Source organism: Proteus sp. fly-1067, assembly GCF_040139345.1.
In the GTDB taxonomy this organism is placed as follows: domain Bacteria; phylum Pseudomonadota; class Gammaproteobacteria; order Enterobacterales; family Enterobacteriaceae; genus Proteus; species Proteus vulgaris_B.
In genome coordinates this window covers 83,777-101,003 of the sequence record NZ_JBEEUL010000014.1, presented here as the reverse complement: position 1 = coordinate 101,003, position 17,227 = coordinate 83,777, and the positions used below count along the sequence as shown (strand labels likewise).

General features: G+C 38.8%; 15 protein-coding genes and 6 tRNA genes. 9 read left to right on the top strand and 12 right to left on the bottom strand.

What is annotated here, in order from left to right:
• Position 1 precedes the first annotated feature (1 nt).
• The 4 genes from ABN217_RS16470 to ABN217_RS16455 all read right to left on the bottom strand — a co-directional run bounded on the left by ABN217_RS16470 (position 2) and on the right by ABN217_RS16455 (position 427).
• Positions 2-77, bottom strand: a tRNA-Val gene (locus tag ABN217_RS16470).
• A gap of 43 nt (positions 78-120) precedes the next feature.
• A tRNA-Val gene (locus ABN217_RS16465) sits at positions 121-196 on the bottom strand.
• Between the two features lie 43 nt (positions 197-239).
• A tRNA-Val gene (locus tag ABN217_RS16460) sits at positions 240-315 on the bottom strand.
• A 36-nt stretch (positions 316-351) separates the two neighbouring features.
• Positions 352-427: transfer RNA gene (locus ABN217_RS16455), tRNA-Val, on the bottom strand.
• A gap of 321 nt (positions 428-748) precedes the next feature.
• On the opposite strand from ABN217_RS16455, the gene gltX reads away from it, so the two are divergent.
• The 3 genes from gltX to ABN217_RS16440 all read left to right on the top strand — a co-directional run bounded on the left by gltX (position 749) and on the right by ABN217_RS16440 (position 2,503).
• Positions 749-2,167 carry a glutamate--tRNA ligase gene (gltX, locus tag ABN217_RS16450; RefSeq protein WP_196553788.1) on the top strand — a complete coding sequence of 473 codons (1,419 nt, stop codon included), beginning with the start codon at positions 749-751 and terminating at the stop codon, positions 2,165-2,167.
• A gap of 157 nt (positions 2,168-2,324) precedes the next feature.
• A tRNA-Ala gene (locus ABN217_RS16445) sits at positions 2,325-2,400 on the top strand.
• A gap of 27 nt (positions 2,401-2,427) precedes the next feature.
• Positions 2,428-2,503 (top strand) — tRNA-Ala (locus ABN217_RS16440).
• Positions 2,504-2,567: 64 nt separating this feature from the next.
• Here the strand turns inward: ABN217_RS16440 and ABN217_RS16435 are convergent.
• Complete coding sequence (locus ABN217_RS16435; RefSeq protein ID WP_197269005.1) at positions 2,568-3,323, bottom strand: SDR family NAD(P)-dependent oxidoreductase; 756 nt, start codon at positions 3,321-3,323, stop codon at positions 2,568-2,570.
• A 180-nt stretch (positions 3,324-3,503) separates the two neighbouring features.
• Between ABN217_RS16435 and ABN217_RS16430 the strand changes: the two genes are divergently transcribed.
• Positions 3,504-3,944, top strand: a complete 441-nt coding sequence (locus ABN217_RS16430; RefSeq protein ID WP_072068672.1) for a MarR family winged helix-turn-helix transcriptional regulator — start codon at positions 3,504-3,506, stop codon at positions 3,942-3,944.
• A 2-nt stretch (positions 3,945-3,946) separates the two neighbouring features.
• Here the strand turns inward: ABN217_RS16430 and ABN217_RS16425 are convergent, their stop codons facing one another.
• The 4 genes from ABN217_RS16425 to zipA form a co-directional block, all read right to left on the bottom strand.
• Positions 3,947-4,162 (bottom strand): DUF3820 family protein, encoded by a 216-nt coding sequence (locus ABN217_RS16425; protein ID WP_023581656.1) that lies wholly within the window; start codon positions 4,160-4,162, stop codon positions 3,947-3,949.
• A gap of 165 nt (positions 4,163-4,327) precedes the next feature.
• Entirely contained in the window at positions 4,328-5,512 is a 1,185-nt protein-coding gene (locus tag ABN217_RS16420) for a NupC/NupG family nucleoside CNT transporter (RefSeq protein ID WP_036935465.1), read from the bottom strand.
• Between the two features lie 240 nt (positions 5,513-5,752).
• Positions 5,753-7,780: an NAD-dependent DNA ligase LigA gene (gene ligA / locus ABN217_RS16415; protein ID WP_196553790.1), complete on the bottom strand. Its 2,028-nt coding sequence runs from the start codon at positions 7,778-7,780 to the stop codon at positions 5,753-5,755.
• A 57-nt stretch (positions 7,781-7,837) separates the two neighbouring features.
• Positions 7,838-8,869: a cell division protein ZipA gene (gene zipA / locus ABN217_RS16410; protein ID WP_502935129.1), complete on the bottom strand. Its 1,032-nt coding sequence runs from the start codon at positions 8,867-8,869 to the stop codon at positions 7,838-7,840.
• A 226-nt stretch (positions 8,870-9,095) separates the two neighbouring features.
• Between zipA and cysZ the strand changes: the two genes are divergently transcribed.
• Positions 9,096-9,866 (top strand): sulfate transporter CysZ, encoded by a 771-nt coding sequence (cysZ, locus tag ABN217_RS16405; protein WP_196553791.1) that lies wholly within the window; start codon positions 9,096-9,098, stop codon positions 9,864-9,866.
• A gap of 113 nt (positions 9,867-9,979) precedes the next feature.
• Here the strand turns inward: cysZ and ABN217_RS16400 are convergent, their stop codons facing one another.
• A complete protein-coding gene (locus ABN217_RS16400; RefSeq protein WP_072068676.1) occupies positions 9,980-10,510 on the bottom strand; it encodes a hypothetical protein in 531 nt (176 codons plus the stop codon).
• 238 nt (positions 10,511-10,748) lie between these two features.
• On the opposite strand from ABN217_RS16400, the gene cysK reads away from it, so the two are divergent.
• The 4 genes from cysK to crr all read left to right on the top strand — a co-directional run bounded on the left by cysK (position 10,749) and on the right by crr (position 14,717).
• Positions 10,749-11,702, top strand: a complete 954-nt coding sequence (gene cysK, locus ABN217_RS16395) for a cysteine synthase A (RefSeq protein ID WP_197269003.1) — start codon at positions 10,749-10,751, stop codon at positions 11,700-11,702.
• Between the two features lie 332 nt (positions 11,703-12,034).
• Positions 12,035-12,292, top strand: coding sequence for a phosphocarrier protein Hpr (ptsH, locus tag ABN217_RS16390; RefSeq protein WP_006533407.1), 258 nt, complete (start codon positions 12,035-12,037; stop codon positions 12,290-12,292).
• Between the two features lie 138 nt (positions 12,293-12,430).
• Complete coding sequence (ptsI, locus tag ABN217_RS16385; RefSeq protein WP_196553793.1) at positions 12,431-14,158, top strand: phosphoenolpyruvate-protein phosphotransferase PtsI; 1,728 nt, start codon at positions 12,431-12,433, stop codon at positions 14,156-14,158.
• Between the two features lie 49 nt (positions 14,159-14,207).
• Positions 14,208-14,717, top strand: coding sequence for a PTS glucose transporter subunit IIA (gene crr / locus ABN217_RS16380; protein ID WP_036935451.1), 510 nt, complete (start codon positions 14,208-14,210; stop codon positions 14,715-14,717).
• Positions 14,718-15,069: 352 nt separating this feature from the next.
• Here the strand turns inward: crr and cysM are convergent, their stop codons facing one another.
• Positions 15,070-15,954, bottom strand: a complete 885-nt coding sequence (gene cysM, locus ABN217_RS16375; RefSeq protein ID WP_164526490.1) for a cysteine synthase CysM — start codon at positions 15,952-15,954, stop codon at positions 15,070-15,072.
• Positions 15,955-16,123: 169 nt separating this feature from the next.
• Positions 16,124-17,212, bottom strand: a complete 1,089-nt coding sequence (cysA, locus tag ABN217_RS16370; protein ID WP_196553794.1) for a sulfate/thiosulfate ABC transporter ATP-binding protein CysA — start codon at positions 17,210-17,212, stop codon at positions 16,124-16,126.
• Positions 17,213-17,227 lie beyond the last annotated feature (15 nt).

Below are 17,227 nucleotides of genomic sequence, written 5' to 3'. Positions count from 1 at the left end.
GTGGTGGGCGGTATTGGGCTCGAACCAACGACCTCCTCCTTGTAAGGGAGATGCTCTACCAACTGAGCTAACCGCCCACTTCATAATGACTAAATTCTCACTACCACGCTTTAATGTAATTGGTGGGCGGTATTGGGCTCGAACCAACGACCTCCTCCTTGTAAGGGAGATGCTCTACCAACTGAGCTAACCGCCCACTTCATAATGACTAAATTCTCACTACCACGCTTTAATGTAATTGGTGGGCGGTATTGGGCTCGAACCAACGACCTCCTCCTTGTAAGGGAGATGCTCTACCAACTGAGCTAACCGCCCAATTACATTAAATCATACAACGTATCACAACAATAATGGTGGGCGGTATTGGGCTCGAACCAACGACCTCCTCCTTGTAAGGGAGATGCTCTACCAACTGAGCTAACCGCCCGTCGTGATGGGGTGCATTATAGGGATACTGCGCTATGAGTCAACGATTTTTATCAGATTTTTATCGTGAAAATGACTGTTCGTTTTATTTTTAGTCAAGATGCTTTTTTTAGCACCATAAGTGACACAGCAATTAACCAAAATAATCTTATGTGTAGCCATCGTCAAACAAAAAGTCATCAATTTGAAATTTTTATCTCTGTTAAAAGCTTAATGCCATTGAGGAATTAGCATCCAGTGATAAAATAAGGCAACCATTTCGTTTTTTTGATAATCACGATTACTTATCTATATATAAGTAAGACGTACTAAGGCAATCCCAATGAGTAAAATAAAAACCCGTTTTGCACCAAGCCCTACTGGCTATCTACATGTTGGTGGTGCGCGTACCGCACTTTATTCCTGGTTATATAGCCGTCACAATAAGGGTGAATTTGTACTGCGTATTGAAGACACCGACTTAGAACGTTCTACTCAGCCAGCTATCGATGCAATCATGGACGGTATGAATTGGTTAAATCTGAATTGGGATGAAGGTCCTTATTATCAGACTAAACGCTTCGATCGCTATAACCAAGTTATCGATCAGATGTTATCTGCTGGCACCGCGTACCGTTGCTACTGCTCTAAAGAACGTTTAGAACAATTACGCGAAGATCAAATGGCGAAAGGCGAAAAACCTCGTTACGACGGTTGTTGCCGCGGTGGTAATCATAATCACAGTGCTGATGAACCTCATGTTGTGCGTTTCTTAAACCCACAAGAAGGCTCTGTCGTTTTTGATGATAAAATTCGTGGCCCGATTGAATTTAGCAACCAAGAATTGGATGACCTCATTATTCGTCGTACTGATGGTTCTCCAACTTATAACTTCTGCGTTGTTATTGATGACTGGGATATGGAGATTACTCACGTTATTCGTGGTGAAGATCATATCAATAACACACCTCGCCAAATCAATATTCTCAAAGCATTGGGTGCTCCTGTGCCTGAATATGCTCACGTATCGATGATCCTCGGTGATGACGGTAAGAAACTGTCTAAGCGTTATAATGCTGTAAGTGTGATGCAATACCGCGATGACGGCTATTTACCGGAAGCATTATTAAACTACTTAGTGCGTTTGGGCTGGTCTCATGGTGACCAAGAGATCTTTACTATTGATGAAATGATCGAGCACTTCACTTTAGAAGCTATCAGCAAATCAGCCAGTGCATTTAACACTGATAAATTACTTTGGTTAAATCATCATTACATCAATACATTACCAGCAGAAAAAGTCGCTGTTCATTTAGATTGGCATATCAAACAACAAAATATTGATACCAGCAATGGCCCATCATTAGTCGAGCTGATCAAATTATTAGGCGAACGCTGTAAAACATTAAAAGAGATGGCTGAAAGTTGCCATTACTTCTATGTTGATTTCGAAACCTTTGAAGAAACAGCAGCAAAAAAACATTTACGCCCAGTCGCTCGCCAGCCATTAGAAGTGGTTCGTGATAAATTATCTGCTATTGCTAATTGGACTGCTGAAAATGTTCACCAAGCTATTCAAGATACCGCTGATGAATTAGAAATTGGTATGGGCAAAGTCGGTATGCCATTACGCGTTGCTGTAACGGGTGCAGGCCAATCTCCTGGTTTAGATGTTACTGTTCATGCTATTGGTAAAACACGTAGTATTGCGCGTATTAATAAAGCATTAGACTTTATTACAGAAAGAGAAAATCAAGCTTAATTTATACATTAAACTTGCTGACCAAGAGAGATACATTCCTAAATTAGGGAATGTATCTTTTTTTTGTATTCTTTTTCAGCAATCAACAAATAATGTGAGATTAACTGATTGACAGTATTGTGCTTGTTGCCTATTATCAAGCCCGTTCCAGTATGTTGGGGCTATAGCTCAGTTGGGAGAGCGCTTGCATGGCATGCAAGAGGTCAGCGGTTCGATCCCGCTTAGCTCCACCAATATACTTATCGAACAATCTACATTGTGGGGTTATAGCTCAGTTGGGAGAGCGCTTGCATGGCATGCAAGAGGTCAACGGTTCGATCCCGTTTAGCTCCACCAGAATTTCAAGATCCTGAAGATAAATCTTCGGGATTTTTTGTTTTCTACTCCTTCTTATTTATTTCTATTGTGCAGTGTAACCACCATCAACGGCATAAAATGCCCCTGTTGTGAAACTACTCTCATCTGAAAGTAAAAAAGCAACAGTTTTAGCGACTTCTTCTCTAGTTGCCATACGTTTCATTGGGTGTGTATCTGCCATCCATTCACGTACTTCGTTGGATAGCATTTGTATTCTTGGTGTATCGACATAACCAGGACCTATCGCATTAATCCTTATTCCTTTATCTGCAAATTCAAGAGCAGCTGAACGAGTGATCCCTAATACGGCATGTTTAGCTGCCGTATATGCTGAAATACCCGCAATACCGACAATACCATTAGATGAAGAAAGATTAACAATACTCCCTCCTCCACTTTTTAATATTGCGGGTATACCATATTTCAAGCCATAAAATACGCCATTAATATCGGTATCTATTACTGCTTTCCAATCTTCAATTTCATAATCCACAATTGATATATTATGAGGCCCCGTGAGCCCTGCATTATTAACCAAGCCATGTAATGCTCCAGCCTGCGAAATAACAGCCTCAATCATTTTTTCGACTTGAGAAGGTGAGGTCATATCAGCCTGCAAAGCAATGACTTTTTTCCCCGTTGTATCAATAGAATATGCTGCTTTTATTACTTGATCTAAATGCCTACCTGTAATAAAAACCGTCGCACCACGTCGAAATAGCAATTGTGCAATACCTTCGCCTACACCTGTACTTGCACCAGTGACTAAAATTACCTTATCTTTAAAATAATCTTTCATATCTATTTCACCTATTATCAATAGCACCATGTTTTATCGTGCGAACAAAAAGTAGTTAACTAAAGTTAACTATAAATTATAATATTTGATTAACCTTAGTTAATCAATATAAAGTTTCTTCACACGGAATGACCTGATAATATTAACTTTAGTTAATATTATTCATGAGATGACGTATTTATGGAAAAGTGTGAATTAGAAAATGCATTGTCATTATTACAATGCACATTAGTCGCGCAACGAACTCGCTATACCCCTGAACAAGTCACTTGGGGTCAATATGATATTTTAGAATTATTGCGCTTACGAGGTGATTTAACTCCATCCCAATTAAGTCATTCATTAGCGATTTCAAGACAAAATTTATCGAAGTTTATGAGGGGATTAAAAGCCTTAGGATTTATTGCACAATATCGTTCAGAAAAAGATAAACGTGAGTTCATTACCCATTTAACTGATAATGGCCACGCTTTTTTAACAAGAGCTGCATTAGGTCGAAAACAAAATGCTGAAAAAATAAGTGAATGTTTGACATTGGGAGAACAAACATTATTTATTGAATTAAGTCAGAAAATTATTAATGCATTAGCATCTGAAAAATCAGAACTAGATAATAATTAATATCACCGCTTTAAGGGCTTTAATAGTCCTTCTAAGCCTTCGATTTTAATTGCAAGGGTCATCTCCATGAGTTGCCCTAGTTTTCCTTCTGGGAACTCTCCTTTCTTAGCAAACCATAATAGATACTCTTCAGGTAAATCAACCAACATTCGCCCTTTGTACTTACCAAATGGCATTTGTGTGTTTGCTATATCAATAAGATGCTGTTTCTCTAGCATGGTTTTTGTCGCTTTATCATCGAAAGGGATGACACGATTATAGGGTAATTTAAAGATAAAAAAAGCAGTACCCGAGGTACTGCTTGATTTTTTATTACCTGATAAACAAGTAATATGGTTTACATTGTTATTTTATTCACATGCTATCTGTTTTATCTTGAGCGATTAAACAAACAAGCCTGCAATAGCCGCTGATAAGAAGCTCACTAATGTAGAACCAAACAGTAATTTCAGACCGAAACGAGAAACAACGTTGCCTTGCATTTCATTTAGACCTTTAATCGCACCTGCTACAATCCCGATTGAAGAGAAGTTAGCAAATGAAACTAAGAATACTGATAAAATACCCACTGAGCGTGGTGAAATATCGGCCGCGATATCTTGTAAACTACCCATTGCAACAAATTCGTTAGACACTAATTTTGTTGCCATTACACTACCAACACGTAATGCATCTTGTTCTGGTACACCAATTACCCATGCTAATGGATAGAAAACGTAACCTAAGCAATCTTGGAAGCTAATACCAAAAATCATGCTGAAAATTGCATTCACTGCAGCAATTAAAGCTATGAAACCAATCAGCATTGCAGCTACGATTAATGCAACTTTGAAACCAGCTAAAATGTATTCACCTAACATTTCAAAGAAGCTTTGACCTTCATGTAGATTACCCATTTGAATATCTTCTTCATTCTCAACAGAATATGGGTTAATCACAGAAAGGACGATAAAGGTACTGAACATATTCAATACTAGAGCAGCAACAACGTATTTTGGATCTAACATTGTCATGTATGCACCAACAATTGACATTGATACTGTCGACATTGCTGTTGCAGCCATGGTGTACATACGACGCTGAGACATTTTGCCTAAAACATCTTTGTAGGCAATAAAGTTCTCTGATTGACCAAGAACTAATGAGCTAACTGCGTTGAATGATTCCAGTTTCCCCATACCATTCACTTTAGAAAGCACTGTACCGATAATGCGGATCACGAAAGGTAATACTTTAATGTGTTGAAGAATACCAATTAATGCAGAAATAAAGATAATTGGACATAATACATTCAGGAAGAAGAATGCCAAACCACCTTTCATCATGCCACCGAATACAAATTCAGTACCTTGGGCAGCGTAACCTAATAAGTGATCAAATAATCCAGCAAAACCTCGAACAAAGCCTTCACCAACATCAGAGTTGAGGAAGAACCATGCTAATGCGATTTCAATAACTAATAACTGCACGATATAACGCAGACGGATCCCTTTGCGATTATTACTCGCAATGAATGCTAATGCGCCAATAACGGCGAGTGCTAAAACGAAGTGAATGATAGAAGACATGCATGCTCCAAAAATAAAAATAAATCTTGAGGAGCATTTTATGTAACGCGTAACATTAGGATGTGACTATTGTCACAATATCATGAAACCGCATACACACTATTTATTAAATAAGATAGGTTGATCACACTTTGGAAGTTACTAAAGAAACATTAAATGCAAATTTCACTTAAATTTCACTTAAGTAAAAAAATGCTACTGAGAGCGTTTCTCAGTAGCATTTACTAAATAATAGAGTGATTATTTAGATTGATCAAGTAATCTTATCATTTCATCTTCATCAATAACGTCTATCCCTAACTCGTTAGCTTTCACTAACTTAGAACCTGCAGCTTCACCTGCAATCACCATATCGGTTTTTTTAGAGACACTTCCACTCACTTTTGCCCCTAAAGCTACTAATCTATCTTTTGCTTCATCACGTGTTAATTGTGATAATGAGCCAGTTAACACTACGGTTTTACCTGCAAAAGGATTATCTCCCGCTTCATGAGTGACAATCACGGGTGCTTGCCATGTAATGCCTGCATCATTAATTAGCTGATCAATAACCGTTTTGTTGTGTTCTTCTTGGAAGAAGTTAACAACATGCTTAGCCACAATATCTCCCACATCTGGGACTGATTTTAATGCTTCAACATCTGCATTTCGTAATGCTTCAAGCGTAGAAAAATGGGCAGTTAAACCACTTGCCGTTGCTTCACCAACTTCTCTAATTCCGAGAGCATAAATAAAACGCGCAAATGTTGTTGATTTAGATTTATCTAATGCAGCAATTAATTTTTTTGCTGATTTTTCGCCCATTCGCTCTAAACCAGATAGGATTTTTTCATCTAAACGAAAAAGGTCTGCTGGCGTTTTGACATACTCTTTTTCAACCAGTTGGTCGATAATTTTATCGCCCATACCATCAACATCCATCGCACGACGAGAAACAAAATGCTTAAGCGCTTCTTTACGTTGCGCACCACAAATTAATCCCCCAGTACAACGCGCTACCGCTTCGCCTTCAATACGCTCTATATCAGATTGGCAAATTGGACATTGCGTTGGAAAAACAATCTCTTGTGCATTAGCAGGACGCTTCTCTTCAATCACACTAACAACCTGAGGAATAACATCACCCGCACGACGAATAACCACGGTATCGCCAATACGCAGTCCCAAGCGCTCAATTTCATCAGCATTGTGTAATGTGGCATTACTCACAACAACACCAGCAACCTGCACAGGCTCTAAACGGGCAACAGGGGTAATTGCACCAGTACGCCCTACTTGGAATTCAACATCTTTGATAATCGTTATTTGCTCTTGTGCTTGGAATTTATAAGCAATAGCCCAACGTGGCGCTCTTGAAACAAAACCCAATTCTTCTTGCAGAGTAATATCATCCACCTTAATAACGACACCATCGATATCAAAGCCTAAATTAGGGCGAATTTCTTCTACATGATGATAAAACTCAAGAACAGCATTACTACCAGTACACAATTTTACCGCATCACTGACAGGTAATCCCCATTCTTTAAATAGTTGTAAACGGGCATAGTGGCTTGTAGGTAATTGTCCACCTTCGAGCACACCAACGCCATAACAGAAAAAGGTTAATGGGCGTTTCGCTGTGATACGCGGATCAAGTTGTCGTAAAGATCCCGCAGCTGCGTTACGGGGGTTAGCAAATACTTTTCCCCCTGTACGACGAGCTTCTTCATTTAAATATTCAAAGCCTTTTTCATTCATAAAGACTTCACCACGGATCTCGATACGTGCAGGGATATTTTCACCATATAAACGCAATGGAATCGCTTTAATGGTTCTTACGTTTTCAGTGATGTTCTCTCCTGTTGTACCATCCCCACGTGTTGCAGCTTGTACTAAAACTCCATTTTCATAAAGTAAGCTAACTGCAAGTCCATCAAGCTTTAATTCACAGCAAAAAGTTATTTCTTCACTGTTTTTTAAACGATCTCGCAAACGCTTATCAAATGCCTGATAACTAGTTTCATCAAAAGCATTATCTAAAGACAACATGGGTATTTCATGTCTCACTTGCTCAAATGCAGTGAGTGGTAATGCACCTACACGTTGTGTGGGTGAATCTGAGGTAATTAATTCAGGGTGTTGGGCTTCTAATGCTTTTAGCTCATTCATTAAGCGGTCGTATTCAGCATCAGGTATTTCAGGTGCGTCCATGACATGATAAAGATATTCATGGTGACGTAAGGTAACGCGAAGTTTATCAATTTTTTGTTGAGTATTTTTATTCATGATTTATCACCAAAGAAGAAAAACCCCCGCAAGCGGGGGCTTTTTTACAGATAGAAACTATTGATTTAAATCCAGCGTCCTGCGAATTCTAGATTTATAAAGCTCGATTTTTTGTGGTGTTAAGAGTTTGCGCTCATCATCAAGTACAACCCCTCCCACATCAGATGCAATACGTTGAGCTGCAAGCAACATCAATTTAAAGTTTTGGTTAGCATCACCATAAGACGGCACCATCATAAACATAGAGACACCGGGTGTGGTTAATTCAGCCATAGTATCTATATCAAAGGTGCCTGGCTTCACCATATTGGCTAAGCTAAATAAAACCGGACCATTAGCCGTTGGATTTAGGTGACGATGGAAAATATTCATTTCTCCAAACTGGAATCCAGTTTGAATAATACTTTGCATCAATATTTCACCATCCAACATTTGGCCATGGTGTGCGCTTACGTTTAACACAATAACCAGCTCTTTCTCCGCTTCTTCTACAGGTTCTACAACTGGCGTAGGTCCCGTTTTGGGCTCTACAGCCGGAGCATGATGCGAAGCTTCAGTTTCAACAGGAGTCACATGAGCCGTTGTCTCTGAAATCGAAGGCTCTGAACTCACCGACGGGCTTGTATTAACGTGTGATTTTATTTCACCCGCTACATTGACCACAGGAGCTTGTCTTGGCTCATCCCTGACAACAGGTGCAGATTCTTTTTCAATAACATCAAATACTCCAAGGGTCGGCTCTTGTTGTAGCGATGTTTCGTTAGAATGCCCTTTTGCTTGGTTTTCAGACATTAATGGATCTCTATCTACCACCGAAAACTCAGGTTCATGTAGAGACTCCGATTTTATCGGTGGCTCACTCTCCCGCTTTTCAGTAGAGGATAAAGTTGATGTCTGATGACTAGCCTCAGCATATTGTGGTTCGTCATCGTTCTCATCTGACTGATAATTCTGTTTCTGACGTTTTACTGGGCGATTACGGAAAAGCTTAGAACGCTCTTTTCGACCAATCCATAAGCCGTGTAATAACAAAGCTATGATTAAAATCGCACCAACAACGATTAATATCAGACGCAAATTTTGCTGCATCATTTCTATCTCTGTTGTCTTGAGGTTTAATAGCCACGTTGGCGAATATTACTTTTTACTAAGAGTATTTGCCAATGCTCATAAGTGCAAGCCAATACTTAATTTTCTTGTCACAAAGATACACACTTCAATCTCTTATGCGCATTTTTTAGACAATTCAAGACTAGTAAGGCTGATTATCTCCCTATATGATACTAGCTTGCCCTCATTGGAGAGAATAGGAAGTATGACAAATTTGACAGAAACGAATAAAAATTTAAATGGATTTCATTATTTTGCTCTTGGTTGGCGTTTAATTACACGCAAAGGGCTAAAACGTTTTGTTATCTTGCCGTTACTTGCCAATATTATTATTCTCGGAAGCGCCTTTTGGTGGTTATATGGTCAAATTGGCGATATGGTCAATTGGATGATGGAAAAAGTCCCTGATTGGTTACAATGGCTAAGCTATTTAATTTGGCCATTATCCGTTATTTTTATTTTATTGGTGTTCACTTATTTCTTTAGTACCTTAGCTAATATTATTGCCTCTCCTTTTAATGGCCTGTTGGCTGAAAAATTAGAAGGTCAAATAACTGGCATTACCCCACCAGATACGGGAGTTACAGGTATATTAAAAGATGTTCCACGTATTTTAAAACGTGAATTAACCAAAATAGCTTATTATTTACCTCGTGCTATTGTCTTGTTATTACTTTATTTTATCCCTGTTGTCGGACAAACCGTTGCTCCTATTTTATGGTTTGCTTTTGGTGCTTGGATGATGGCAATTCAATATAATGACTTCCCGTTTGATAACCATAAAATTTCATTTGCAACGATGAAATCCTCACTCAAACAAGACAAATGGAATAATCTTCAATTTGGTATGATTATTAATATTTTTACCATGATCCCTATTCTAAATTTAGTCATCATGCCTGTTGCTATTTGTGGTGCAACAGCAATGTGGTGCGATCGTTATCGCAAACAACATACACAAGAAGGACAGTGGTAAGCATTATTTCGCCGCTTATCGATAATGTTGAAAACCCCCGTTTTATCAAAACGGGGGTTTATTTTATAGATTATATTTAAAACACTGATTGATTTATTTAGCTATTGAACATATTACTCAATGAGTGAACGAATATAATCTTTTGTTTCTTCTCTATCCATCGGCTCACGTTCATTGATGCCCATTTCAAAGATATTTAAAGCACCATCTAATTTTTCAATCAGCTCTTCATCATCTCGAATACAGAAAATATACGCATTTTCAAACGGAGTGAGATCCACTAGCCGTAACCCTTTTTCTGCCAAAAAGTGGTTAATATATTCCAGATAAGGTAATTCGTAAGGCAACATATAAGGATCAACACTTACCTCATCCCAATCAATATTCTCTACTTGAGATAAAATCAGTGCGCTAGGTGATTCAGAAAAAGAGATTTGTTCTAACGATTTCAAATCAGGAATATCACCAAAATATTCTGTCCATTCTACATAATCCATTAATCCTTGAGCAGAGAGTGATTCGTATAACCAATTAAGTACATCTTCTTGAGCATCAGATTCAGGTAAGTTCTCACGCAACGCTTGTGCATCTAATTCAGGTACAGCGAGTTCAAGTGCTGTAATCAACTCTTCGATCGTTTCCATTATGACCCCTGCATTTACAATAGATATAGTTAAAAAAATAGATTATCAGCCATCAATATACTGCACATCTCTTGATTTATTAATTTGTGAATCTTCTCACTCACTCTTGATTAGAACCTTTTGGAATAAAAATAAGAAAAAGTTATAAGGTTATTCATAAAGCTTATTTCCATCTTTGTCTTGATGGCGTATGGTAATTTCATCTGACCTTATAAAAAATCATGTACCGAGGATAAAAATGAGCAAGATTTTCGAAGACAACTCGCAAACTATTGGACACACTCCCTTAATTCGCTTAAAGCATTTCGGAAATGGCAACATTCTGGCTAAAGTGGAATCTCGTAACCCAAGCTTTAGTGTGAAATGCCGTATCGGTGCCAACATGATTTGGGATGCTGAAAAGAAAGGTATCCTAAAAGAAGGTGTTGAACTTGTAGAGCCGACAAGTGGTAATACAGGGATTGCACTTGCCTACGTTGCAGCTGCACGCGGATACAGATTGACACTAACCATGCCTGACACCATGAGCGTTGAACGCCGAAAACTACTCAAAGCTCTAGGTGCCAACTTAGTGCTAACTGATGGCGCAAAAGGCATGAAAGGGGCTATCGATAAAGCCAATGAAATTCGTGACAGCGATCCTAGCCGCTATCTTTTACTACAGCAATTTAGTAATCCAGCTAACCCTGAAATTCATGAAAAAACCACAGGCCCAGAAATTTGGAATGACACTGATGGTGAAGTCGGTGCTGTAATTGCAGGTGTTGGTACTGGTGGTACTATCACGGGTATTGGCCGTTACTTGAAAAAAACAAAAGGCAAAGCAGTGACAATGGTTGCTGTTGAACCAACAGGTTCTCCTGTTATTACACAAGCCTTAGCTGGTGAAGAAATTAAACCAGGCCCTCATAAAATTCAAGGTATTGGTGCTGGTTTTATCCCTGAAAACCTAGATTTATCATTGCTGGATCGCGTTATTCAGATAACAAACGAAGAAGCTTTTGATACTGCGCGAGAATTAATGACCAAAGAAGGTATTTTAGCGGGTATTTCTTCTGGAGCAGCGATTGCGGCAGCCGTAAAACTGTCAAAAGAACCTGAATTTGCAAACAAAGAAATTGTAGTAATTTTACCTTCTTCAGGTGAGCGTTATTTAAGCACCCCACTTTTTGCTGACATTTCTGATAGCTAAATCGCATCATCTCAATTGTAAAATATTTATTAAAAAAGCACCTTAAAGGTGCTTTTTTTGTGGTGGAGATCAAACTTTGTCATCCAGATAGGTGATTTATTCCTTCGAGTTTAGTATTTAATCAATTAATTATTTCGAAGGTCGAAATTAATCAGAAAATAACCGAGATGATAAAATCACACTCTTTTATTTTCTTGAACACTATTTTTATCAGATGACGCTTTACGACTTAATATTATCTGATATTGCTACGCAAAGCAGGACAATTTCATCTACACTTACTAAGTCCTGACTTAATGTGAACAATTGAGTTATAAAAGGAAAAAAATCCTATGTACCAGCAAGAAGTTACTATTACAGCACCAAACGGCTTACATACTCGTCCTGCTGCACAATTTGTAAAAGAAGCCAAAACGTTCTCTTCTGATATCACCCTTATCTCTAGTGGTAAATCTGCTAGTGCTAAGAGCCTTTTCAAATTACAAACCTTAGGTTTGACCCAAGGTACTGTAGTAACTATCTCTGCTGAAGGTGAAGACGAAAAGCAAGCCGTTGAAGCATTGGTAAAATTAATGGCGGAATTAGAATAATTCGCGATTAAGCATTAGCACAGTATTTATTCCCCTGAAACCATTCAGGGGAGTTAACCTCTAATGATGATTTTAAAACAACAGTATTTTGCAATCCTATTCTTTTAAGATTATCACCAGCAAGTCGTAGGATAAATTATGATTTCAGGAATTTTAGCATCACCCGGTATCGCATTTGGTCAAACCCTTCTCCTCAAAGAAGAACCCATCATCATTAGCCAACGTAAGATCCAAAGTGATGAAATTGAGAATCAAATCGAGCGCTTTAAAGATGGCCGCAATAAATCTGCACAACAACTAGAAATCATTAAAGAGCGTGCTGAAAAAAATCTCGGTGCAGATAAAGCCGAAATCTTTGAAGGCCATATCATGTTATTAGAAGATGAAGAGTTAGAACAAGAAATTGTTACTCTCATCAAAAGCGACAAAAAGACTGCCGAAGCTGCTGTTCAATCTGTTATTGAAGATCAAGCCACCGCATTAGAAGCATTAGATGACGAATACTTAAAAGAGCGCGCTGCTGACGTTCGTGATATTGGTAAACGCTTGATGCGTAATATTTTAGAAATGCCAATTATCGATTTAAGTGCTATTTCAGAAAAAGTTATTCTAGTAGCAACTGACCTCACCCCTTCCGAAACTGCTCAATTAAGCCTAGATAACGTATTAGGCTTTATCACTGACTTAGGGGGTAGAACGTCTCATACTTCTATCATGGCTCGTTCATTAGAAATCCCAGCTATTGTGGGCACATCTAATGCAACACAAACCATTAAAAAAGACGATTATCTTGTTCTTGATGCGATTAATAACAAAATTATTATTAATCCATCTGACGAAGAACTCGAAGCATTAAAAGCCATCAAAGAAGAGTATCTGCACGAAAAGGAAGAATTAGCCAAGCTCAAAGATTTACCTGCCATTACACTTGATGGGCACCAGGTCGAAGTTTGCGCTAATATTGGTACAGTTCGTGATGTTGCTGGTGCTGAACGTAACGGTGCTGAAGGTGTTGGTCTCTATCGTACTGAGTTTTTATTTATGGATAGAGACTCTTTACCAACAGAAGATGAGCAATTCCAAGCCTATAAAGCGGTAGCAGAAGCAGTTGGAAGTCCTGCGGTCATTATTCGTACTATGGATATTGGTGGTGATAAAGACTTACCTTACATGAATCTACCTAAAGAAGAGAACCCATTCTTAGGCTGGCGTGCAATTCGTATTTGTCTTGACCGTAAAGAGATCCTTCATTCACAATTACGTGCTATCTTAAGAGCATCTGCTTTTGGTAAACTACGCATTATGTTTCCAATGATTATCTCTGTTGAAGAGATCAGAGCATTGAAAGCAGAACTTGAAATATTGAAAAACCAACTTCGTGAAGAAAATAAAGCTTTTGATGAGTCTATTGAAGTCGGTGTGATGGTAGAAACACCAGCTGCCGCAGTGATGGCTCGTCATATGGCAAAAGAAGTTGACTTTTTCAGTATTGGGACTAACGATCTAACACAATATACTCTGGCTGTAGACCGTGGAAATGAGCTGATATCTCATCTATATAATCCAATGTCACCTGCCGTACTCAACCTGATAAAACAGGTGATTGATGCATCACATGCTGAAGGTAAATGGACTGGAATGTGTGGTGAACTTGCTGGAGATGAACGAGCAACATTGCTCCTTCTAGGCATGGGATTAGATGAGTTTAGTATGAGTGCTATTTCAATTCCTCGCATCAAAAAAGTGATCCGCAATGCGAATTACGATGACGCAAGAGCACTAGCAGAGCAAGCACTTGCTCAGCCAACTGCGAAAGAATTGATGGACTTAGTAGAAACTTTTACTAAAGAGAAGACACTGTGCTAATCGCATTAGCCAGAGCCCGGTCCCAACTACAATAATTAGGAGAAGATTCATGGGTCTGTTTGATAAATTAAAATCACTGGTTTCAGAGGAAAAGAAAGGCAGTGGCACGATTGATATTGTTGCACCACTTTCAGGTGAAATCGTCAATATCGAAGATGTTCCTGATGTTGTTTTCGCTGAAAAAATCGTAGGTGACGGTATTGCTATCAAACCTGCTGGTAATAAAATTGTTGCGCCAGTCGATGGTACTATCGGTAAAATTTTCGAGACTAACCATGCTTTCTCTATTGAGTCTGACAACGGTATCGAGTTATTTGTCCACTTCGGTATCGACACTGTTGAACTGAAAGGTGAAGGGTTTAAACGTATCGCTGAAGAAGGTCAGCAAGTAAAAGTTGGTGATACTATTTTAGAATTTGACTTGGCTGTATTAGAAGAAAAAGCAAAATCAGTTCTGACACCAGTTGTCATTTCTAATATGGATGAAATTCAAGGTTTAACCAAAATGACAGGCCCAGTTACTGTTGGTGAAACCGTTATTATTCAGATTAAAAAATAATTTCTAATTATTTTCTATTTGCACTCTAGATGATTTAAACCGCCACCAGTAATGTGGCGGTTTTTTTATATTACAAAAATAAAAAATAAAAAATAAAAAATACTCTAAATAATTCAAGGTGTAGCTAGGCGACAAGTAAATGAGTCACTAGGAACATACATAAGTATGTGACTAGTGCGAATGAACGCAGTCAACAACGCTACGGCTTGAAGTATGACGAGTAAATACTCTAAATAATTCAAGCTATAGCTAGGCGACAAGTGAATAAGCCCCTAGGAGCATACATTAGTATGTGACTAGGGTGAGTGAACGCAGTCAACAACGCTACAACTTGAATTATGACGAGTAAGAATTATGACGAGTAAACGCCCGTTGACAGATAACGATCACCCCTATCACACACAATCGCAACAATCACCGCACCGGGATTTTCTTTTGCAACGCGCAGAGCGCCAGCAACAGCGCCCCCAGAACTCACACCGCAGAAGATACCTTCCTGTCTTGCTAAAAGGCGCATCGTTGATTCTGCTTCGGTTTGAGACATATCAATCACACTATCCACCAGCTCTTTTTTAAAGATCCCTGGTAAGTAAGCGGGCGACCAGCGACGAATGCCTGGAATTTGGCTTTTTTCTTCTGGTTGAAGTCCAATGATTTGCACTTGGTCAGATTGTGTTTTTAAATAACTGCCTACACCTGTAATGGTGCCTGTTGTGCCCATACTTGATACAAAATGGGTAATACGACCTTGTGTCTGTTGCCAAATTTCAGGGCCTGTTGACATAAAATGGGCTCTTGGGTTATCTGGGTTATTAAATTGATCTAATACTTTTCCCTCTCCCTGCTGTTCCATTTGTTGTGCGAGATCCCTAGCCCCTTCCATTCCTATTTCTCGACTTACCAAAATAAGCTCTGCACCATAGGCTTGCATAGAAGCTTGACGCTCTTTACTCATATTTTCTGGCATTAATAGTTTTAAGTGATAGCCTTTTACTGCTGCAATCATAGCTAAGGCAATCCCAGTATTACCACTGGTTGCCTCAATAAGCGTATCACCTGGCTTTATTTCACCACGTAATTCTGCTTGTTCAATCATAGATAATGCAGCTCTGTCTTTCACTGAACCTGCGGGGTTATTACCTTCAAGCTTAACCCAAATTTCAGCGTCTACCTCTTGTGTAAGTCGTTGTAGTTTTACTAATGGTGTATTACCAATAAATTGTTCTAACCCTGCCACAATAAGTCCCTGCTCATTTATTTGTCTGTATTAATGAAGAAATCACATTTAACTTATTAACGCAATAGCATTAATGTTTTTAGATAACCTTAAGCTGTTGTCAAAACCAAAACACCCATGCTTAAAAATAGGCATGGGTGAAAATTAGAGAGTACAGTGATAAATATAATTACGCGGTATACGCCAACGATACAGTTTTTAAGGGAGTATCTCCCGAATATAAACGGGCTTGGGCACCTCCCATATAATAGGTGTTTCCTTTTGCTGGTGTTAAAGACATCTCATTCCATACTGCCGTAATTGGTGTTTTACTCCATCCTATGGGTTGTAAAATTAATTGCCAATAATGTCCTTTAGGTGAAACCTCAATAACTTTAACAGGTAATCGACAGACACTATTTTCATATGTACTTAATGCGATTTCCCAAGGGCGTAAAAATACATCTACTTCACCTTGATAAAGCGGTGTCACCGATAATGGTAAGTGATAGCCCCCAATATGTAATTGTGCGCCATTAATCTCACCTTGTAGATGATTAACATCACCTAAAAATTCGAGTACAAAGCGGCTTGAAGGCGATTGCCACACTTCTTGTGGTGTACCTACTTGTTCTATTTTTCCATTCCCCATTATCACAATACGATCGGCCACTTCCATCGCTTCTTGTTGATCATGAGTCACAAAGACGCTAGTAAATTTAAGTTCTTCATGCAATTCACGTAACCAACGGCGTAATTCTGTTCTTACTTTGGCGTCTAAAGCACCAAAAGGCTCATCTAATAATAAAATTTGAGGCTCTACAGCCAAAGCCCTTGCTAAAGCCACCCGCTGTTTTTGCCCACCCGATAATTGTGCCGGATAACGTTGAGCTAAGTGAGGTAATTGGATCATCTCTAACAATTGCTCAACTTTTTTATTAATCTCAGCCTTACTAGGACGTTCACGACGTGGTAATACGGTTAAGCCAAATGCAATGTTCTCAAATACGGTCATATGGCGAAACAGTGCATAATGCTGAAAAACAAAACCGACTTTACGTGAACGAGCATGTAATTGACTAACATCTTGTCCTTCAAAACAGATGTTTCCTTGGGTTTGATGTTCTAATCCCGCTATAATACGTAAAAGCGTTGTTTTTCCTGATCCTGAAGGTCCTAACAATGCCACCATTTCACCTGAAGCGACATCAAGGCTGACATCATGCAACACTTCGGTGCGATCAAAATATTTTGTGACATTATTAATTTCAATACTCATATTTTGCCTCTACTT

Bases quoted from the DNA above. Each gene is read 5' to 3' on its own strand.
- gltX (WP_196553788.1), top strand. From the start codon at position 749: ATGAGTAAAATAAAAACCCGTTTTGCACCAAGCCCTACTGGCTATCTA.
- ABN217_RS16435 (WP_197269005.1), bottom strand. From the start codon at position 3,323: ATGAAAGATTATTTTAAAGATAAGGTAATTTTAGTCACTGGTGCAAGT.
- ABN217_RS16430 (WP_072068672.1), top strand. From the start codon at position 3,504: ATGGAAAAGTGTGAATTAGAAAATGCATTGTCATTATTACAATGCACA.
- ABN217_RS16425 (WP_023581656.1), bottom strand. From the start codon at position 4,162: ATGCTAGAGAAACAGCATCTTATTGATATAGCAAACACACAAATGCCA.
- ABN217_RS16420 (WP_036935465.1), bottom strand. From the start codon at position 5,512: ATGTCTTCTATCATTCACTTCGTTTTAGCACTCGCCGTTATTGGCGCA.
- ligA (WP_196553790.1), bottom strand. From the start codon at position 7,780: ATGAATAAAAATACTCAACAAAAAATTGATAAACTTCGCGTTACCTTA.
- zipA (WP_502935129.1), bottom strand. From the start codon at position 8,869: ATGCAGCAAAATTTGCGTCTGATATTAATCGTTGTTGGTGCGATTTTA.
- cysZ (WP_196553791.1), top strand. From the start codon at position 9,096: ATGACAAATTTGACAGAAACGAATAAAAATTTAAATGGATTTCATTAT.
- ABN217_RS16400 (WP_072068676.1), bottom strand. From the start codon at position 10,510: ATGGAAACGATCGAAGAGTTGATTACAGCACTTGAACTCGCTGTACCT.
- cysK (WP_197269003.1), top strand. From the start codon at position 10,749: ATGAGCAAGATTTTCGAAGACAACTCGCAAACTATTGGACACACTCCC.
- ptsH (WP_006533407.1), top strand. From the start codon at position 12,035: ATGTACCAGCAAGAAGTTACTATTACAGCACCAAACGGCTTACATACT.
- ptsI (WP_196553793.1), top strand. From the start codon at position 12,431: ATGATTTCAGGAATTTTAGCATCACCCGGTATCGCATTTGGTCAAACC.
- crr (WP_036935451.1), top strand. From the start codon at position 14,208: ATGGGTCTGTTTGATAAATTAAAATCACTGGTTTCAGAGGAAAAGAAA.
- cysA (WP_196553794.1), bottom strand. From the start codon at position 17,212: ATGAGTATTGAAATTAATAATGTCACAAAATATTTTGATCGCACCGAA.